The sequence below is a fragment of the Butyricimonas paravirosa genome (genome assembly GCF_032878955.1).
In the GTDB taxonomy this organism is placed as follows: Bacteria; Bacteroidota; Bacteroidia; order Bacteroidales; family Marinifilaceae; genus Butyricimonas; species Butyricimonas paravirosa.
On sequence record NZ_CP043839.1, the window covers coordinates 1670125 to 1687804 of the forward strand.

At 41.5% G+C, this 17680-nt stretch carries 19 protein-coding genes; 6 read left to right on the top strand and 13 right to left on the bottom strand.

Annotated elements, in window-relative coordinates:
- Nucleotides 1-41 precede the first annotated feature (41 nt).
- The 4 genes from F1644_RS07040 (at nucleotide 42) to F1644_RS07055 (ending at nucleotide 4341) form a co-directional block, all read left to right on the top strand.
- Nucleotides 42-1586 carry an acyl-CoA carboxylase subunit beta gene (locus tag F1644_RS07040; RefSeq protein ID WP_087421607.1) on the top strand — a complete coding sequence of 515 codons (1545 nt, stop codon included), beginning with the start codon at nucleotides 42-44 and terminating at the stop codon, nucleotides 1584-1586.
- A gap of 17 nt (nucleotides 1587-1603) precedes the next feature.
- Nucleotides 1604-1918 (top strand): biotin/lipoyl-containing protein, encoded by a 315-nt coding sequence (locus tag F1644_RS07045; protein WP_087421606.1) that lies wholly within the window; start codon nucleotides 1604-1606, stop codon nucleotides 1916-1918.
- Between the two features lie 44 nt (nucleotides 1919-1962).
- The gene (locus F1644_RS07050; protein ID WP_118305549.1) at nucleotides 1963-2883 is read left to right on the top strand and encodes an ABC transporter ATP-binding protein; all 921 of its coding nucleotides are present in this window, start codon (nucleotides 1963-1965) and stop codon (nucleotides 2881-2883) included.
- A 117-nt stretch (nucleotides 2884-3000) separates the two neighbouring features.
- Entirely contained in the window at nucleotides 3001-4341 is a 1341-nt protein-coding gene (locus F1644_RS07055; RefSeq protein ID WP_118305550.1) for an ABC transporter permease, read from the top strand.
- Between the two features lie 46 nt (nucleotides 4342-4387).
- Here F1644_RS07055 and F1644_RS07060 read toward each other — a convergent pair whose 3' ends face one another.
- The 4 genes from F1644_RS07060 to gcvT all read right to left on the bottom strand — a co-directional run bounded on the left by F1644_RS07060 (nucleotide 4388) and on the right by gcvT (nucleotide 9171).
- Nucleotides 4388-5638, bottom strand: coding sequence for a DUF1015 domain-containing protein (locus tag F1644_RS07060; RefSeq protein WP_087421603.1), 1251 nt, complete (start codon nucleotides 5636-5638; stop codon nucleotides 4388-4390).
- A gap of 114 nt (nucleotides 5639-5752) precedes the next feature.
- On the bottom strand, nucleotides 5753-6670 hold the full coding sequence (locus F1644_RS07065; protein ID WP_087421602.1) for a 3-phosphoglycerate dehydrogenase: 918 nt from the start codon (nucleotides 6668-6670) through the stop codon (nucleotides 5753-5755).
- Nucleotides 6671-6774: 104 nt separating this feature from the next.
- On the bottom strand, nucleotides 6775-7848 hold the full coding sequence (serC, locus tag F1644_RS07070) for a 3-phosphoserine/phosphohydroxythreonine transaminase (RefSeq protein ID WP_087421601.1): 1074 nt from the start codon (nucleotides 7846-7848) through the stop codon (nucleotides 6775-6777).
- 225 nt (nucleotides 7849-8073) lie between these two features.
- A complete protein-coding gene (gcvT, locus tag F1644_RS07075; protein WP_087421600.1) occupies nucleotides 8074-9171 on the bottom strand; it encodes a glycine cleavage system aminomethyltransferase GcvT in 1098 nt (365 codons plus the stop codon).
- 240 nt (nucleotides 9172-9411) lie between these two features.
- On the opposite strand from gcvT, the gene F1644_RS07080 reads away from it, so the two are divergent.
- Nucleotides 9412-9756 carry an STAS domain-containing protein gene (locus F1644_RS07080; RefSeq protein ID WP_118305551.1) on the top strand — a complete coding sequence of 115 codons (345 nt, stop codon included), beginning with the start codon at nucleotides 9412-9414 and terminating at the stop codon, nucleotides 9754-9756.
- Between the two features lie 38 nt (nucleotides 9757-9794).
- Here F1644_RS07080 and F1644_RS07085 read toward each other — a convergent pair whose 3' ends face one another.
- The 4 genes from F1644_RS07085 to F1644_RS07100 all read right to left on the bottom strand — a co-directional run bounded on the left by F1644_RS07085 (nucleotide 9795) and on the right by F1644_RS07100 (nucleotide 12325).
- Nucleotides 9795-10427 (bottom strand): hypothetical protein, encoded by a 633-nt coding sequence (locus tag F1644_RS07085; protein ID WP_118305552.1) that lies wholly within the window; start codon nucleotides 10425-10427, stop codon nucleotides 9795-9797.
- Nucleotides 10428-10606: 179 nt separating this feature from the next.
- Complete coding sequence (locus F1644_RS07090) at nucleotides 10607-11212, bottom strand: N-acetylmuramoyl-L-alanine amidase (RefSeq protein ID WP_118305553.1); 606 nt, start codon at nucleotides 11210-11212, stop codon at nucleotides 10607-10609.
- 109 nt (nucleotides 11213-11321) lie between these two features.
- Nucleotides 11322-11702 (bottom strand): 3TM-type holin, encoded by a 381-nt coding sequence (locus F1644_RS07095; RefSeq protein WP_118305554.1) that lies wholly within the window; start codon nucleotides 11700-11702, stop codon nucleotides 11322-11324.
- Nucleotides 11699-12325 carry a DUF6266 family protein gene (locus F1644_RS07100; RefSeq protein WP_118305555.1) on the bottom strand — a complete coding sequence of 209 codons (627 nt, stop codon included), beginning with the start codon at nucleotides 12323-12325 and terminating at the stop codon, nucleotides 11699-11701. The genes F1644_RS07095 and F1644_RS07100 overlap by 4 nt, the downstream gene beginning before the upstream one ends.
- A 293-nt stretch (nucleotides 12326-12618) precedes the next feature.
- Between F1644_RS07100 and F1644_RS07105 the strand changes: the two genes are divergently transcribed.
- Nucleotides 12619-13941: an ATP-binding protein gene (locus F1644_RS07105; RefSeq protein ID WP_118305556.1), complete on the top strand. Its 1323-nt coding sequence runs from the start codon at nucleotides 12619-12621 to the stop codon at nucleotides 13939-13941.
- Between the two features lie 82 nt (nucleotides 13942-14023).
- Here the strand turns inward: F1644_RS07105 and F1644_RS07110 are convergent, their stop codons facing one another.
- From F1644_RS07110 to F1644_RS07130, 5 genes are all read right to left on the bottom strand, one after another.
- Nucleotides 14024-14419 carry a hypothetical protein gene (locus tag F1644_RS07110; protein ID WP_147344506.1) on the bottom strand — a complete coding sequence of 132 codons (396 nt, stop codon included), beginning with the start codon at nucleotides 14417-14419 and terminating at the stop codon, nucleotides 14024-14026.
- The gene (locus F1644_RS07115; protein WP_118305558.1) at nucleotides 14358-14657 is read right to left on the bottom strand and encodes a hypothetical protein; all 300 of its coding nucleotides are present in this window, start codon (nucleotides 14655-14657) and stop codon (nucleotides 14358-14360) included. Before F1644_RS07115 ends, F1644_RS07110 begins: the two co-directional genes overlap by 62 nt.
- A 121-nt stretch (nucleotides 14658-14778) precedes the next feature.
- Nucleotides 14779-15948 carry a DegT/DnrJ/EryC1/StrS family aminotransferase gene (locus F1644_RS07120; protein ID WP_118305559.1) on the bottom strand — a complete coding sequence of 390 codons (1170 nt, stop codon included), beginning with the start codon at nucleotides 15946-15948 and terminating at the stop codon, nucleotides 14779-14781.
- A 126-nt stretch (nucleotides 15949-16074) separates the two neighbouring features.
- Nucleotides 16075-16707, bottom strand: coding sequence for a sugar transferase (locus F1644_RS07125; RefSeq protein ID WP_118305560.1), 633 nt, complete (start codon nucleotides 16705-16707; stop codon nucleotides 16075-16077).
- 27 nt (nucleotides 16708-16734) lie between these two features.
- Nucleotides 16735-17616 carry a LicD family protein gene (locus tag F1644_RS07130; protein WP_118305561.1) on the bottom strand — a complete coding sequence of 294 codons (882 nt, stop codon included), beginning with the start codon at nucleotides 17614-17616 and terminating at the stop codon, nucleotides 16735-16737.
- Between the last annotated feature and the right edge of the window lie 64 nt (nucleotides 17617-17680).

Here is a 17680-nt window from a genome sequence, read left to right on the forward strand (position 1 = left end):
ATTGAATAGAACCTATCATTTATAAATAAAAAATAATACTTATGTCACTTAAAAGAAATGTTCTTGATTTAAGAAAGAGAAAAGAAATTGTTCTTCAAGGAGGTGGCGAAGAGGCGATTAAGAAGCAAGCTGCAATGGGAAAATTGACAGCCCGGGAGCGTATTGAAGCAATTTTGGACAAAGACTCTTTCCATGAGTACGACATGTTCGTTGAGCATCAGTCCAAAGATTTTGATATGGATAAGAAAGTTCTTCATGGTGATGGTGTCATCATCGGTACCGGAACAATCTATGGAGAACCTGTATGTATTTACGCGCAAGATTTCACCGTAGCCGGTGGTTCTCTTGGTTTGATGCATGCTCGTAAAATCACTAAAATCATGGATCATGCCTTAAAAATGCGAGTACCCTTGATCGGAATCAACGATTCTGGTGGAGCTCGTATTCAAGAAGGTGTTGACTCCTTAGCCGGATACGGAGAAATTTTCTTCCGTAACACCCAGGCATCCGGAGTAATTCCTCAATTATCTGTAATCCTCGGTCCTTGTGCTGGTGGAGCCGTATACTCTCCCGCCTTGACCGACTTCGTGTTCGTGGTTGACAACATTTCCAAAATGTTTATTACCGGACCTGAAGTTGTAAAAACGGTATTAGGAGAAGTCGTGACCATGGAAGAACTCGGAGGAGCTAGAGTTCACAGTGAAATCAGCGGTAATGCCCATTTCTTCGCTCATTCAGAGTATGAATGTTTCGAACAGATCAAAAAATTATTGACATTCATTCCCTGGAGTAACGAGGCAAAAGCTAAACCTTTCCCCTCCAAACCGCCAAGACCGGAATACAAGATCGAGAAAATCATTCCGTCTGACCCCACCCAGCCTTATGACGTGCGCGATGTAATCCGTGCTGTTGCCGATGATTCTGACTTCTTGGAAATTCAACAAGAATTCGCAAAAAACATCGTTGTCGGATTCGGACGTATCGACGGGGAAACTATCGGTTTCGTGGCTAATCAGCCTTCTGTACTTGCCGGAGTGTTAGACTGTGACTCTTCTGATAAAGCCGGACGTTTTATCCGATTCTGCGATGCCTTCAATATTCCGATCGTAACATTCGAGGATATGCCAGGATACTTACCGGGTGTTGAACAAGAGTATATGGGTGTTATTCGTCACGGGGCGAAAGTTCTTTATGCATATAGTGAGGCTACGGTACCTAAGATTACAGTAATCCTTAGAAAAGCATATGGTGGTGGTTATATCGCTATGAACTCACGTCACTTGAAAGCTGACTTTATGTTCGCATGGCCAACTGCAGAAATTGCAGTAATGGGACCGGAAGGTGCTGCCAACATCATCTTCAAAAAAGAGATTATGGCTGCCGAAAATCCGGAAGAAATGCGTAAAATCAAAGTTGCCGAATATCGTGAAAAATTCGCCAATCCTTACGTGGCCGCCTCTAAAGGCTATATCGATTCCGTGATCGAACCCGAGGAAACCCGGAAGATCCTGAAACACTCCATCGAGGTATCCAGCAACAAGTCGGTATTAACCCCGGCTAAAAAACATGGAATTCCTCCATTTTAAACTAAAATTATACCACGATGAGTACACCAAAATACGATTTATTAGAAATCGACGGCTTAAAATATAAAACCCAGTTTACCGAAAAATTTATTAATCGGAAACAATGGGAAAAACCCGATCCGGGAGCCGTTATCACATACATACCGGGATCTATCATCGATTTGTATGTAAAAGAAGGTCAAGAAGTTAAAGCAGGAGATTTACTTTGCCTCTTGGAAGCCATGAAAATGCACAATAAAATCCTGGCTCCCATAAGTGGTACGATCATGAAGATTCATGTCAACAAAGGAGATAAACTCCCTAAAGACGCTTTAATGTTTGAAATAAAATAACTTCAAAGGCTGCCGAATCGGCAGCCTTTGACAAATATCCGATTATGAGTTTCTTCAAAGCCTTGAACATCGTCAAAACCTATGCAAACCACAAGGCATTGGATGACGTGTCAATCAACATCCCGGAGGGAGCCATCTACGGGCTACTAGGCCCTAATGGAGCCGGAAAGACTTCCTTAATTCGAATTATTAACCAAATCACAGCCCCTGATTCAGGAGAAATATTTTTCAGAAATGAACATCTGAAACCGTCTGATGTCAACCGGATTGGTTACCTTCCTGAAGAGCGAGGACTCTACAAAAAAATGAAAGTCGGAGAACAGGCCGTTTACTTGGCTCGCTTAAAAGGAATCAGTAAACACGAGGCGATCGTCCGTCTTAAAATGTGGTTCGAGAAATTCGAGATTGAGGCTTGGTGGGATAAAAAAGTAGAAGAACTATCCAAAGGTATGGCACAAAAAGTACAATTTATCACCACGGTACTTCATGAACCGGAATTGCTGATTTTTGACGAACCCTTTAGCGGTTTCGACCCCATCAACGTTGAATTACTGAAACGGGAAATTCTCGAATTACGCAAGAAAGGAACAACCATCATCTTTTCCACACACAACATGGGATCGGTAGAAGAAATCTGTAGCCATATCGCCTTAATCAACAAATCACGCAAGATCATCGAGGGACCAATCAATCAGATTCGTGAAAAGTATGCCAGTAACACATACCAGCTCAGCTGTCGCTACAACCCGGAATTCTCACCCGCACAAACAATCGGCTCAGAATTCGAGATAGTATCTCAACGTGTCGAAGGAGACCGTCAGGATATTATTTTGCAACAAAACACTTATTGCCCGGCAAACACCCTTTTGTCAAGAGTCCTGCCCCAAACAGACATCATCTCTTACCAAAAGATCATTCCCAGCATGAACGATATCTTTATAAAACTCGTAAAAGAGCAAGCCTAAATAATTTTTAGATTTATGATTTCAAATTTTAAATTAAAATAATTATCCCAAATTGAAAATCAGAATGACGTTTCCAAAACCTCATTTTCAATTTTCAATTTTCAATTTTCAATTAAAATGAACAAGATACTCATTATCATAAATCGGGAATTTACCACAAGAGTCCGTAAAAAGACCTTCCTTGTCGTCACAATTTTTGTCCCGATCCTGTTCGCATTATTCTATGCTTTCCTCATGTGGATGCTACTACGAGACGACAGCCAAGAGCGTACAATTGCCGTTATCAACGAATCAACGTTAGAAACCCCGCTTCAAAAAATTAATAACACGAGTTTCACATATATCGATCGGGAGATACCGGAATCAGACTATATTGATTTTCTGAAAAAGAACGATTTTTACGCCATTACCCGTATCCCGGCCAATGTCATGACCCATGCCGAAATCCCGGTATTCTCAACGTCTCAAGTTCCCATGGAACTGAAAAACGAGATTGCATCACAATTACGCCAGAAAATAGAAACTGTCAAACGTGCTGAAGTGATTGCTAAAACCCAGATGCCGAATTTGGAAACGGAATTGGATGCCACCAAAACCCCCGTACTGGTGAGGACATTACTCGTCACGGACACCGGAGATGCCAAAGAAAGTTCGTCCGAAATCACGTCAATCATCGGACTGGTTGCCGGGCTAATCATCTACTTCTTTATTTTCATGTATGCCTCTCAAGTCATGAAAGGTGTTATCGAGGAAAAAACGAATCGGATTATTGAAGTGTTAGTTTCTTCGGTAAAACCCTTCCAGTTCCTATTGGGAAAGATTATCGGAGTGGCAGCCGTGGGACTTGTACAATTTTTGATATGGATTGTTTTGGGAGGAGGTATTATTTTAATTTCTCAAGCTTTTTTCATGCCGAATCTTGACTTGGAAGCCTTAAAAAATGCCAACGACCTAAATATGTTTGCTCAAGGAACAGAAATTAACCCCGAGCAATTGGCGATCATCCAAAATCTCGTAAAAACTATTGATCCCATGTTTATCTTGAAATTCGTGGGAGCCTTCTTATTCTATTTCATCGGAGGATATTTATTATATGCATCCTTATTTGCCGCCATTGGTGCTGCCGTTGATAATGAAACGGACTCCCAGCAATTCATGACCCCTCTGTCTATCATTCTGGTTGTCGCTCTCTACATCGGTGTTGCTGCCATGAAAAGCCCCGAATCACCCATGGTATTCTGGAGTTCTCTCATCCCTTTCACCTCTCCGGTCGTCATGCTTGTACGTATACCGTTCGGTGTTCCTGCATGGGAAATCATCACTTCAATGGGTTTACTCGTCGGATCCTTCCTTTTCTTCACATGGTTATCCGGTAAGATTTACAGGGTAGGTATCCTCATGTACGGGAAGAAAGTCACCTGGAAAGAATTATACAAATGGCTTCGCTATAAAGCATAAGAAAAGCGACTCTTTCGAGTCGCTTTTTTATTGAGTCCAAGTCTTATTAGATCTTGTGGATTACCATTCCAGAACGAAGTTTCGGTTCGAACCAAGTCGTCTTCGGAGGCATGATATTACCGGTATCGGCAATATTGATCAATTGCTCCATAGAAACAGGGTACAAAGCGAAAGCCACTTTCATCTCGCCATTATCAACACGACGTTTCAATTCTCCCAATCCGCGGATACCTCCCACGAAATCAATCCGTTTAGAAGTACGCAAATCCTGAATATCCAAAATGTCAGCCAATACATGGTTAGAAAGGATAGTTACATCCAATACCCCGATCGGGTCATTGTCATCGTAACTTCCCGGTTTAGCCGTCAGCTTATACCATCTTCCACCTAAGTACATGCTGAATTCATGTAATTTAGCCGGGTGATATATCTCCGTACCCATATCTTCAACCGTGAAATGTTCGCCCAATTTAGCCAACAATTGCTCTTCAGTCAAACCGTTCAAATCTTTTACAACACGGTTGTAATCAATGATTTTCAACTGATGATCCGGGAAGTGAACAGCCATGAAGAAATTATATTCTTCCGTACCGTCGTGGTTCGGGTTCTTTGATTTGAACTCGGCACCGATACGAGCAGCAGCAGCAGTTCTATGGTGTCCATCAGCAACATACGTGTAAGGAACTTTTGTTGCAAATAATTCCTCCAAACGTTTGTTGGTCTCCGGGCAGTTGATTGCCCAGAAATGATGACCGAACCCGTCTTCCGCCACGAAATCATAGTCAGCTTTTTTGCTCTTCACGATATCTTCAACGATAGCATCAATTTCCGGAACAGCCTTGTAAGCAAAGAATACCGGTTCCAGGTTAGCTTTTACATAACGGGTCAAGATCATACGATCCTCTTCCTTATCCGGACGGGTCAACTCGTGTTTCTTGATAATTCCGTTCATGTAATCCTCACAAGCAGCACAACCTACGATACCATATTGAGTTCTTCCGTCCATCGTCTGGGCGTAGATATAAAATTTAGCATCCTCATCCTGAACTAACCATCCCTTTTCCTGGAACATATTGAAATTCTCCACGCTCTTGTTATAAACAGTCTCGGAGTGAATATCAGTTCCTGCAGGGCAGTCAATCTCAGCTCTGGTAACATGTAATAATGAACGAGGTTTTCCTGCAGCCATTTGTGCTGCTTCCTCTGAATTCATCACATCGTAAGGTAGACACGCCAGTTCCTCACAAACTTCTTGAGATGGTGTACGTAATCCTTTGAATGGTTTTACTATTGCCATAAGTATATTTATGATTTAACGATTTACGATTTAATGATTCCAACCACACAGATCCACGCTTCAAATAGCGCCGTGAAAAATCACAGAATCATAAATCGTAAATCTAAAATTGATTTATTTGTTTACTCTGAATTTTTCGTCACCTTTCTCGATGAAGTTCACGATCTGGTGAGCAGCAGCCAATCCTGCGTTAACGTTAGCCTCTTCTGTTTGAGCACCCATCTTTTTCGGGGTAGCGAAGAAACGACCTTCGAATTTGCTGAAACAATCACAATCCGGAGCGATATCCGTGATATAGTGGAAATCAGCTCTTTCTTCCATCAATTTAGCCAAACCTTCCTCGTCGATAACTTCCTTACGAGCGGTGTTCACCAAAACAGCACCCTTCGGCATATCTTTCAACAAATCATAATTGATTGATTTCTTGGTTTGTTCTGTTGCCGGGATATGCAAAGAGATGTATTGACACATCTTATACATTTCCTCAGCTGAATGTAACGGGGTTGCCCCGGCATTTTTGATTTGCTCGTCCGTCATGAACGGGTCGAAAGCGTAAACTTCCATTCCGAATCCGCGAGCGATACGTCCAACGTTTTGTCCAACGTTTCCGTAAGCGTGGATACCGATCTTCTTACCTTTCAACTCGGAACCTGATTTTCCGTTGAAGAAGTTACGAGCCATGTAAACCATCATACCGAAAGCCAACTCGGCCACAGCGTTTGAGTTTTGTCCCGGAGTGTTCATAGCCACTACATTGTGAGCAGTACAAGCAGCCAAGTCGATGTTATCGTATCCTGCACCGGCACGAACGATTACTTTCAAATTCTTTGCAGCCTCGATTACTTCTTTAGTAGCTTTGTCTGAACGAATGATCATAGCGTCAACATCAGCAACGGCAGCGATCAACTCGTCTTGTGAAGTATATTTTTCTAATAAAACTAACTCATATCCTTGAGCTTCTACGATTTCTCTGATTCCGTTAACGGCAACCGGAGCAAACGGTTTATCTGTAGCGATTAATACTTTAGTCATGATAATTACAATTTTAAATGAAAAAAGATTTACGATTTCAGACCATCATTGCCTTCATTTTCATGAAAGACAATTCTACATCCGAAATCGTAAATCGTCAATTATTAGATATGTTTTGCTTCAAATTCTTGCATTGCAGCAACCAAAGCTTTCACGTCTTCGATTGTACAAGCGTTGTAAGTAGAAGCACGGAATCCACCTACTGAACGGTGTCCTTTCAATCCTACCAAGTTTTTAGTCTTAGCGAAATCAAGGAATTCTTTCTCCAATGACTCGTATCCTTCTCTTAACAAGAAAGGAATGTTCATTCTTGAACGAGAACCTTCTTTTACAACCGGACGGAATACTTTGCTTCTTTCCAATTCAGCATAAAGCATATCAGCTCTTTCGATAGCTAATTTCTCCATAGCTTCAACACCACCCATTGCTTTTACCCATTTCAAGGTTTCTTTCACCCCGAAAATATTGATACATGGAGGAGTGTTGTACATTGATTCTTTATCCACGTGAGTTTTGTATCTCAACATAGTCGGGATCATTCTGTCAGCTACCACGTTGTTCAAGAAATCATCTTTAATGATCACGAAGGTAACACCGGCAGGTCCGAGGTTCTTCTGGCATCCCCCATAGATCATGGCATATTTAGACACGTCAACCGGACGGCTGCAAATATCAGAAGACATATCACAAATCAAAGGTACCGGAGAAGTCGGATCATAGAAAATTTCCGTACCGCGGATCGTGTTGTTTGAAGTGATGTGCATGTAATCCACGTCTGAAGGAATCGTGAATTCAGGATAATAAGTAAATCCGTCAGCCTCAGAAGAAGCAACGATTTCAACTTCACCCCACATTTTAGCCTCTTTAATAGCTGCAGTTGACCAAGTTCCGGTATTTACATAGGCAGCTTTCGTTTTCAAGAAGTTGAAGGGGATCATGCAGAACTGCATACTAGCACCACCACCCAAGAAAAGAACCGAGTATCCTTCCGGAATATTCAATACTTCTTTGAACAAGGCAACAGCCTCTTCGTAAACAGCTTGAAAATCTGCAGAACGGTGAGACACTTCCATGATTGATTGTCCCGTGTTACCGAACTCTAATACTGCTTTTGATACATTTTCCAATGTAGAATCCGGCAATTTACATGGTCCGGCATTAAAAATGTGTTTTCTCATCTCTAAAATATTTAAGTAGATAATTAATTAAAATCTTGTTTGCAATCGCGTTACAAAGATGCAAAATAAGTCCATATAAAAGACTTTTTTCCGTAATTTTTATTCGTTTTTCTTACCGCTTAATAATCAACAGTTTCAACATCTTCGAAAACGTTTTTGCTTCTATAAAAAGACTAAGCACCCGTTCCCGGGTGCTTAGTTATCGTCTAGCTCAAAAGCACCCGACTAAAAGAACGGGGTCTTGACAATTTTAGCTTTCAAAGCTTTGTTTCTTACACGAATGAAGATCTCCGTATCCAGCTTGTGGAAACCACTCTTCACGTATCCCGTACCGATTGACTTCCCGGTCCAGGGAGAAACAGTTCCGGAGCAAACAACCCCGATCTCGTTTCCTTCTGCATCCTCGATCACGTATCCTTGGCGAGCAATACCCTTATCTTGAAGTTCGAACGGTTTCATGTAACGGCTCGGCTTATCTGCTTTCATTTTTTCATGATAAGCACGGTTAATGAAATCATTTCCCGGCACGAATTTCGTGATCCAGCCCAAACCAGCCTCGATAGGAGAATGATCATCGTCAATTTCGTGTCCGTACAAGCAGAAACCTGCTTCCAAACGCAAGGTATCACGAGAACCTAACCCGGCAGGTTTGATTCCGAATTCAGCCCCAGCCTCAAACACGGCATGCCAAAGTTTCTCGGCATCTTTCACGTATGCATAAATCTCGCAACCACCCGCTCCGGTATATCCAGTCGTGGAGAAGATCACTTTATCGATTCCTGCAAACGGGATCTCTTGGAAAGTATAATATTCCATATCTACCACGTTAGCCGTGGTTAATTTTTGCATTGCCTTCAATGCCAAAGGACCTTGAACGGCAAGCTGGCAAATATTATCAGAAGCGTTTTCCAAATCGGTATCCACGTTCATACCTAATTCTTTTGCCCATTTCGTACACCATGCCCAGTCCTTCTCGATATTGGCAGCATTCACAACCAACAAATATTTTTCGGCACTGAAACGATATACCAAAAGGTCATCCACGATACCACCCGTTTCATTCGGAAAACAGCTATACTGGATTTTACCATCCGTGAGAGCTGCTACATCGTTAGAAGTAATCTTCTGTACCAATTCGAAAGCTTTCGGGCCTTTTACCCAGAATTCACCCATGTGAGAAACATCAAATACACCCACTTTTTCACGAACCGTGTTGTGTTCGTCTTTAATACCGGTATATTCAATCGGCATATTGTAGCCGGCAAAAGGAGCCATTCTTGCCCCAAGCTCCTCATGGAAATGTGTAAATGGAGTAGTCTTCATTTTTATATCGTTTAAATATTCATTATATTATAAAGTATAACTATAACACTCCGCAAAGTTAAAACTTTTATTGTTCTTGCCTACCCTTTCTAAAAAAATATTAGCACGTCAATTGAATCTTCGAAATCAGAAACAAACCGCCCGTTAACTTATTTGCAATCTCGGTAAAAATGATTACTTTTGTTCAATTCAACTGTGAATAAATTTACTACATATTAATCCTTAGAAACTAATTGAACAATGATTCTAAAAGTAACAGAACAAAATGGTATCACCATTGTCGAATTCGTAGACGTGACTCGTTTCACGTTAGCGTCGGCTGACGAAGTGAAAACGGAACTCAGACCTTTGTTAAATAATAAAGATTGTCGAATGCTCTTCGACTTTCACGACATTGAATTTGTAGATAGTAGTGCCATCGGTTGCATCATCGCCCTTTTCAAAACAGCGAAAAGCGTCGGCTCCAACCTAAAACTTTGCAACCTCACGCCGGAAGTGTTGAAAATATTTGAGCTCTTGCACCTGCAAGTGATCTTCGATATCACCGGAACTCGTGAAAGCTGCATGGCAGACTACGTAAAATAAAAGATAAAGCCTCCCTTTCAGGAGGCTTCACTTTTTTATTAAGCTATCGTCAGACAAACACTATCCGATGCAGCCTTTCCATTTTTCGTGGTAGCAAAAGCATACCCTTTCACATTCGTGGAATCCCACTCTTCCGGTAAGGATTCACTCGTGTTCCCGTTCTCTCCACGAGCTCTCAACAAAATAAGCTTACCTCTCTTCAACACGGTTTCGTACAACACGGCATACACCTGATCGTCAGCAGAAGAATAACCTTCCTCGGCCATTTGCATCTCCTGTTCGAAAGAATACATCTTATTCTCCTCACTATACGTCACCGTAACTTTGGGCGTGTACATCAATCCTGATGCCATCCGAAGTCGGGCAAAATCAATCGTTACCATATAACTCTCATCCGCACTCGTAGCTCCCAAGTTCAATGATACGAAGGCATTGGACGTGGTCCCACTCCCGATTCCAATGAATCCTTTACGAATCACGGGAAGCAAACGTCTGGATAACTCGATCAAAGCCTTCATCTTCGCCCGTTGTGCAAGCACCTCCGGCGTAGGCTTATCCTTTCTTGAAAAGATTTTTGCTCTTGCGATATTTTGTTTGTTCATGTAACACATCGTCACGTTACCAACCGACTTCGTTACTTTACCTAATAAATAAGAATTAAATTTTGCCATAACATTAAAATTTAAAAATGAATAAATCAGAAAACTTAAAATGATCCCGCACTCCCCGCATGGGCCCTACACGAAAAATGCGAAAAACTTATTTTAATTTAGAATGTAGAATTTAAAATGTAGAACAAAAACTCAGCCCGTGCGACTGGTATCAAAAATCCAAAATTTAAAATCTAAAATCAATAATACCGAATCCAGTCCGCCACCCTCAACGCCGGTCCCGGGTCCACTTTCCTCGACGTCACGTCCGAATGTCCCACGATATCCCCGATCGGGTAAGTAGCTACCAGCAAACCACACACCTCGTTCAACACCCGCATCTGCACGTCCGTGTAGTCATGCCAGTACGTCGGCACCTCTCCCAAATCCTCCGTGTACACCTCCTTCACGGGAACTTCACGCCCACACTCCGCCACGAACTTTCCCCTTTCCAGTCGCAACTGCCCCAAGTTATCCAGCTCGATCCCGATCGAGTAATGATTCAGCTCGTTCCTTCCCCCGTAACTGCTCTTCCCAGCATGCCAAGCCTCGATATTAAACGACACCAGCTGTATCACCTGCCCGTCCCGTCCGATCACCACATGCGCCGAGGACTTCACGTCCTGCCTTACCAAGAATTTTGCCGAAGACATGGCACTAGTACCTCCCGTGTAATGTAAAATAATCATATCCGGCTCTCCTAGCCCCCGTCTATTCTTCGGGCATTCCAGATGAATCACCCCACCACCCATCAACCTGTGATTGACAATTGAAAATGGTGAATTAGAAATTGAAAATACATCCATAATAAAAAATTTAGAATGAAAAAGATTCCGTGATTGCCGATTCAATGATTAGGTGATTAAAATCACTTAATCGAAAATCATTAAATCACTTAATCGATAGGATCTAAAATTAGCGTGGCTTTCGTGCGAATGCCTGCATGATTTTTTCCCCGCTTCTCCCCACCACGTACCCGCCCAACCCGATCTCCAGCAAATCCCCAAAACGAGAAGTATCTGAAAGTATCGGTACATTTATAAATGTCCCGACCAAAACAATCGTGGCAAAAGTCAGCATCACCAAAGGTCGCCAAGAACGCTGCAACCAATTTCCCCTCGTCTCCTCCACCACGATACTCGCACGAGCCTGCACCAAATCCCGTTCTATCTCTTGTATCAACTTTTGCAAGTCAGTTTCCAACTGTTTCTTTTCCCTCGCGGGGAGAGTCAGCCGATCCACAAACCGGCTAACCGCATCGACCACATTCGTCACCGGATCTACTCGCAACGTCATAAACAGATGTATTGAGAATTCGAGAACGTCGCTCCATCCGGAGAGGCAAAAAAGCAATACAAATGAGCTTTCACGCCCTTCTCCCGGTCCAACCGAAACTCGGCTCGTCCTTCTTTCCGTGTTGCCACCAAATCCGCCACACACCTCGGCATAAACTCCCGATCCCCGTAAATCACGATCACCCGTAACCGATCTTCCATCTCTTCCAATCCCACGTTCTCATCATTCTGCCAACTCAACTCCACTCCATCACTCGTATCCACCCTTCCTGCCAAATCATAAGCCTTTTGTCGACTTCCCACGGTAAAACGCATCTGAGAAAAATCCCCGACTCTCCCGTTTGCCTTGAACACCTTCAAATTCAACTTCATGAATAAAGCATACCCGTTAGTAGTGACACCTCCCGCTGAAATATTCAGCACCGCACGAATTGCCACCTCTGGGATCCTTTGATAAAACCGGACTGCCGTTCGAAACCTTGATCTCACCGCCTGTTGCTTGCGGGTCTTCGGGTTATGCACGACCATCGGTTGAGCCCGCACGTAAGACTTTCCTTTCCGCTCGCAGAAAACGACATTTCCGACTCGTCCTCTCAAATTGAATAAATTGTCAATTGATGCCATAATTCAAATTTTTAATTCATACTACATTTACTCGTAAACACGTGTTTAATTTCTGAATGCAATATTAGTGCATCCCAAAGACCTGATTACTAGACGTAATAATTATGTCATAAATAATACCTACAAATACCTCATTATCAGCATCCGTTTTTCAGAGACTCGCAAACACACAAATATCCTTTCTTATTCCGAAATAATATCTCTTTTATTTTGCAATAAACTAAGGAATACATTATCTTTACACTTACAATGCACGTTGTAACAATACACGTTGTAACTCTAAACTATCAAATATGAAATTTTACAATCGCACACTCGAACTAGAAGAATTAAATAGAATCCAAAAACTTTCATTTGAAGAAAACTCACGATTAACCGTGGTCACAGGACGTAGGCGCATCGGAAAAACCAGCCTAATCACAAAAGCCTTAAAGAATCAGATCACAGTATACCTGTTCGTATCACGAAAAAGTGAAGGCATTTTATGTAAAAACTTCGCGGCCACCATCGAAAGCTCCCTAGGAGAAAAAATTGCAGGAGAACTTAACGATTTCAATTCCATTTTCCTATACCTCATGCAACTAGGTACGAGAAAATCTTTCAACCTCGTCATTGATGAATTTCAAGAATTCTATAAAGTAAATCCATCTATATATAGTGACATGCAAAACATTTGGGATGCCTATCGTAAACAATCTCACGTGAACTTAATTGTTTGTGGTTCCATCTATTCTCTAATGCACAAAATATTCTTCGACAAAGAAGAACCGCTATTTGGCAGAGCCGATAACATCATCAAATTATCAACTTTCAGTATTGAAGTATTAAAACAAATCATGCAAGATTACTCTCCAAAATATCACAACGATGATTTATTAGCACTTTACGCATTCACAGGAGGCGTTCCTAAATATGTCGAACTCTTCTGTGACAATCATGCATTAACAAAAGATCAAATGATAGAATTCATGATCAGGGATAATTCTCCATTTATAGAAGAAGGAAGTTTCTTATTAATTGAAGAATTTGGGAAAAATTTCGGGATTTACTTTTCTGTCTTATCTGCAATATCCTCAGGCTTTAACACTCAATCACAAATAGAACAACTAATTGGGGTGTCCAGCGTTGGCGGGTATCTAATTAAACTGACAGAAGACTATAACTTGATACATAAACAACGCCCTGTCATGGCAAAACCGAATTCCTTAACCGTAAGATATACCATTGAAGATAATTTTTTACGCTTTTGGTTCAAATATATTGACAAAAACAGATCCATCATTGAACTAAAAAATTACGTCGGTCTACGTGAAATAATCAAAGAAGATTACGCCACTTATTCCGGGCTGATCCTTGAAAAATACTTCATTCAAAAATTAGCTGCCACCCATAAGTACCGAGAAATTGGTTCTTGGTGGACCTCAAAATCAGAACAAAATGAAATAGATATTGTTGCTATTGAACTAAAAGGGAAAAAAGCACTTGTCGCTGAAGTCAAAAGACAAAAGAAAAATTTCAAACCACAACTGCTAGCCGAGAAAGTACAACATTTAGCAAACAAAACCTTACCCCACTATTCAATTGAAACAACTTGCTATACGCTAGATGACATGTAATATATAAACGATTGCCGATCTGATCATCCTTCACAAGAATCATCAAATCGGCAATCCTTACCTATCAGAATCCCTCAATCAATCATTTTTTCTTCCCCTTCCATTCATTTCTCTTATCCGCCTCCAGCCGAATCGCCATCACCATCTGGTCTAAAAATGGCGTGACACCTTTCTTTCGGGCAAAAAGTTGATCGATCAACTGTCTGCAATTCGGGAACTCCACCCCAAAAACATTCGCCACCATAGCTGCCAACATCTCTTCATCAAGTAAATTCCCCTGTGGAGAATAAAGTTCCTGCACGAGCGTCAACCCCTCAATCATCTCCAAGATCATCATCTTGTAGGCCTTCGACTTCCAACGAATATCCACCTGTCCCCCCTTCAAGCAACCGAAATCCTTCATTAAAGACATACGCTTACGTAACGAACGCTCCTCTGCCACCACCAACTTCAAAGCCACGTTGATATAACACCGCACCCGTCCATTTTTTTTCAGTCTCGCTATCTCCCGAAACACGTTCCAACCAATATTCCAGACCAATGCGAGTTTGCTCCAACATTCTAACCAACCCCACGTAATCCTTCTCCGTGTCACATAACATCCTGATCTCACTCGTGAATTCCCGGATAGCATCCTCGTACACCCTCGGCTCCAAATTCTCCTTCCAATCCTCCGCCAGCAAAGCGAAAAATCTCGTCATCAATAAATTTTTCATCATTAAACATTTTAGGTATAAAAACAAAAAACCTCGGACACTCACTGCCCGAGGTATATTTTGATTCACAAATGAATCACTAAATCATATATTTTTTAATCGTTCAATTTTAAATCGTAAATCATAAATTAGAAAGTTGTTTCACAACTTTCGCCACTCTCTCCACATCTTTATCCGTCAATGTCGGCCCCGACGGCAAGCACAATCCTATCTCGAACAACCGTTCACTTGTCCCGTTACCATAGAATGGTGCATCCTTGAACACCGGCTGCAAGTGCATCGGTTTCCACAACGGACGGCTCTCTATATTATCCGCATCCAAGGCTAACCTGACATCTTCTCTCGTGAATCCGGCCTCTTCCGGTTCCACCGTGATACACGTCAACCAGTAATTCGAATTAAAACCTTCCCCTTCCGGCTGGCACATCACTTTCACCCCTTTCATCCCGGCCAGCAACTTCACGTACAAGTCATGAATCTCCCGTCTCCGGGCAACGTGTTCATCCAACACGAACATCTGTCCTCTTCCGATTCCCGCACAAATATTACTCATCCGGTAATTATAACCGATCTTCTCGTGCTGATAATGCGGAGCCTGTTCTCTCGCTTGCGTCGCATAAAACAAAGCTCTTTTCGCTTTTTCCTCGCTAGGACATATCAAAGCTCCACCTCCCGACGTCGTGATCATTTTGTTCCCGTTAAATGACAATACCCCGTACTCCCCGAACGTACCACATTTCCGTCCCTTGTATTCCGACCCCAAGGCCTCCGCCGAATCCTCCAGCACCGGAATCCCGTAACGATTCGCCACCTCCATCACCTCGTCTATCTTCACAGGCATCCCGTACAAATGCACCGGAATAATCGCCTTCGGCAGCCTCCCCGTCTTCTCCAACCGATCCTTGATCGCCTCCTCCAACAACACCGGATCCATATTCCACGTCTCTTTCTCACTATCCACGAAAACCGGGGTTGCCTCCAAATAAGCAATCGGATTCGCTGATGCCGCAAAAGTAAATGACTGGCAAATCACCTCGTCTCCCGGCTGTATCCCTAGCAATATCAACCCCAAATGCAATGCCGCAGTCCCTGCGCTCAATGCCACCACCCGCAGCCCTTCATTTTCTATTTGCTCTCCTTTATTTCCAATTAAAAAATCCCGTAAAGATTGCTCAAAAGCATTAACATTGGGTCCCAGTGGAACCACCCAATTCGTGTCAAATGCCTCTTGTATAAATCCTTGCTCCCGCCCACTCATATGAGCAAGAGAAAGCCATATCCTTTCTAACATAATATCAACAATTATTTATTATGATACACTCCCTACAGAAATCTTCATTTTTTGCATCGGCAAATAAACTTTCTGCATTGAACAATATCCTATCCAATCAATCTTTTATTTTATAGTACAAATTCTTCATTTTTGATTTCTAACTTGAGATATTATAGATAACTTTGCAAACTCATACGAACGGAATATTGTTTGAAGAATCAAACGGATATCGCCAAAAAACGTGTGATTATAATAGTAATCAAGATTAATTTTCACTTTATCCGGAAATATAATTTCATCATTATACCTTACCGGATCTACAACGTAAGCTAATATTGTTTCTTCGTTAGCATACTTTAACGAAGCAGGCCCTGTTATTCCTGGACGAAGTTTTAAAATCAATCGTTCTTCACCTCTCAAATGATCCGCATATCCTGGCACATCAGGACGAGGACCAACAAAACTCATATTGCCAACCAATACATTCCATAATTCGGGCAACTCATCCAACTTATACTTGCGCAACACAGCTCCCAAAGGCGTGATACGACTTTCCCCCGCCACAGAAATTGATGAACCTCCATGCTCCATTGCCATCGTTCGAAATTTATACATTGTAAACAATTTACCATCTTTTCCAACTCGTTTCTGCTTAAAAATCACAGGACCTTCTGGCATCTTTATTTTAATAAGCATACTCACAATCAAGAAAATCGGACTACACACCAATAAACCAAACAATGCCATCCCTCGGTCAAAGAAACATTTGACAAACATAATTTATGGTTTTAACAAAACTAACAATTAAGTGATAAGATATTTTTCATCAGCATATTTACCATTCTTGCGATACCCCTTAAAGGGATACATATCACTCCACTCAGAACTATGTTGATAATACTTAATCTCTTCTAATGACGGGCTTTGCATAAAATTTCCCCAACGATCTCTCAAATAGGCTTCAACTTCTCCTGGAACACACAACTGTATTTGCTCAAAATTCACGCGCCTCATCTTTTCAAAATATGCTCGACAATATAACGCATTTTTCATCCATGCTCGCCCAAGAAAATGACACAAATATTGCGAGGGCTGTTTTTCATATTTATAAATTTGCTGCAAAGCGAAATCAACTAGAAAACGTTTAGGAAATAAATTCAATATTTTCAACATTATACATACTGCCCGCCCTCGACGTTTATACCCTCTTGTTGCCAAACTTTTAAACACGAGATATTTCGCCCAGAAGTATTGATTATATCGACTAATCACATTATCCGGACACGTATGCAAAATAAAAATATCAACATATACTCCTTTATGAATATCATATTTTTCAAGATCAGGTTCTATATATGTCGAATAATTCAATCGCAGTTTTGCGAAAGACGCCAACCCCACACGATTACCCCATTCTTGCAAGTAATACATCTCATGATCACCCTCTTTCGAGAACAATTCTCTAAAACGTTTGTAATCATTTGGACGCATGAAGATATCCAAATCATCATCCCAAGGTATAAAGCCCTTATGTCTAACAGCCCCTAACGCACTTCCTCCCATTAAGTAATAAGAAATCCCATACCTCGAACAAAATTCATCAATATATTGCGCAATATTCAGAATACAATTCTGTAATCGCAAGAATCCCCATGTATCTTCATGGGAAGACATTAAATTTTTCATATTTTTATAATTTATAAATGTCCCCTTTCACACCCATAGCATGCATAAAAACAATTTACAAATA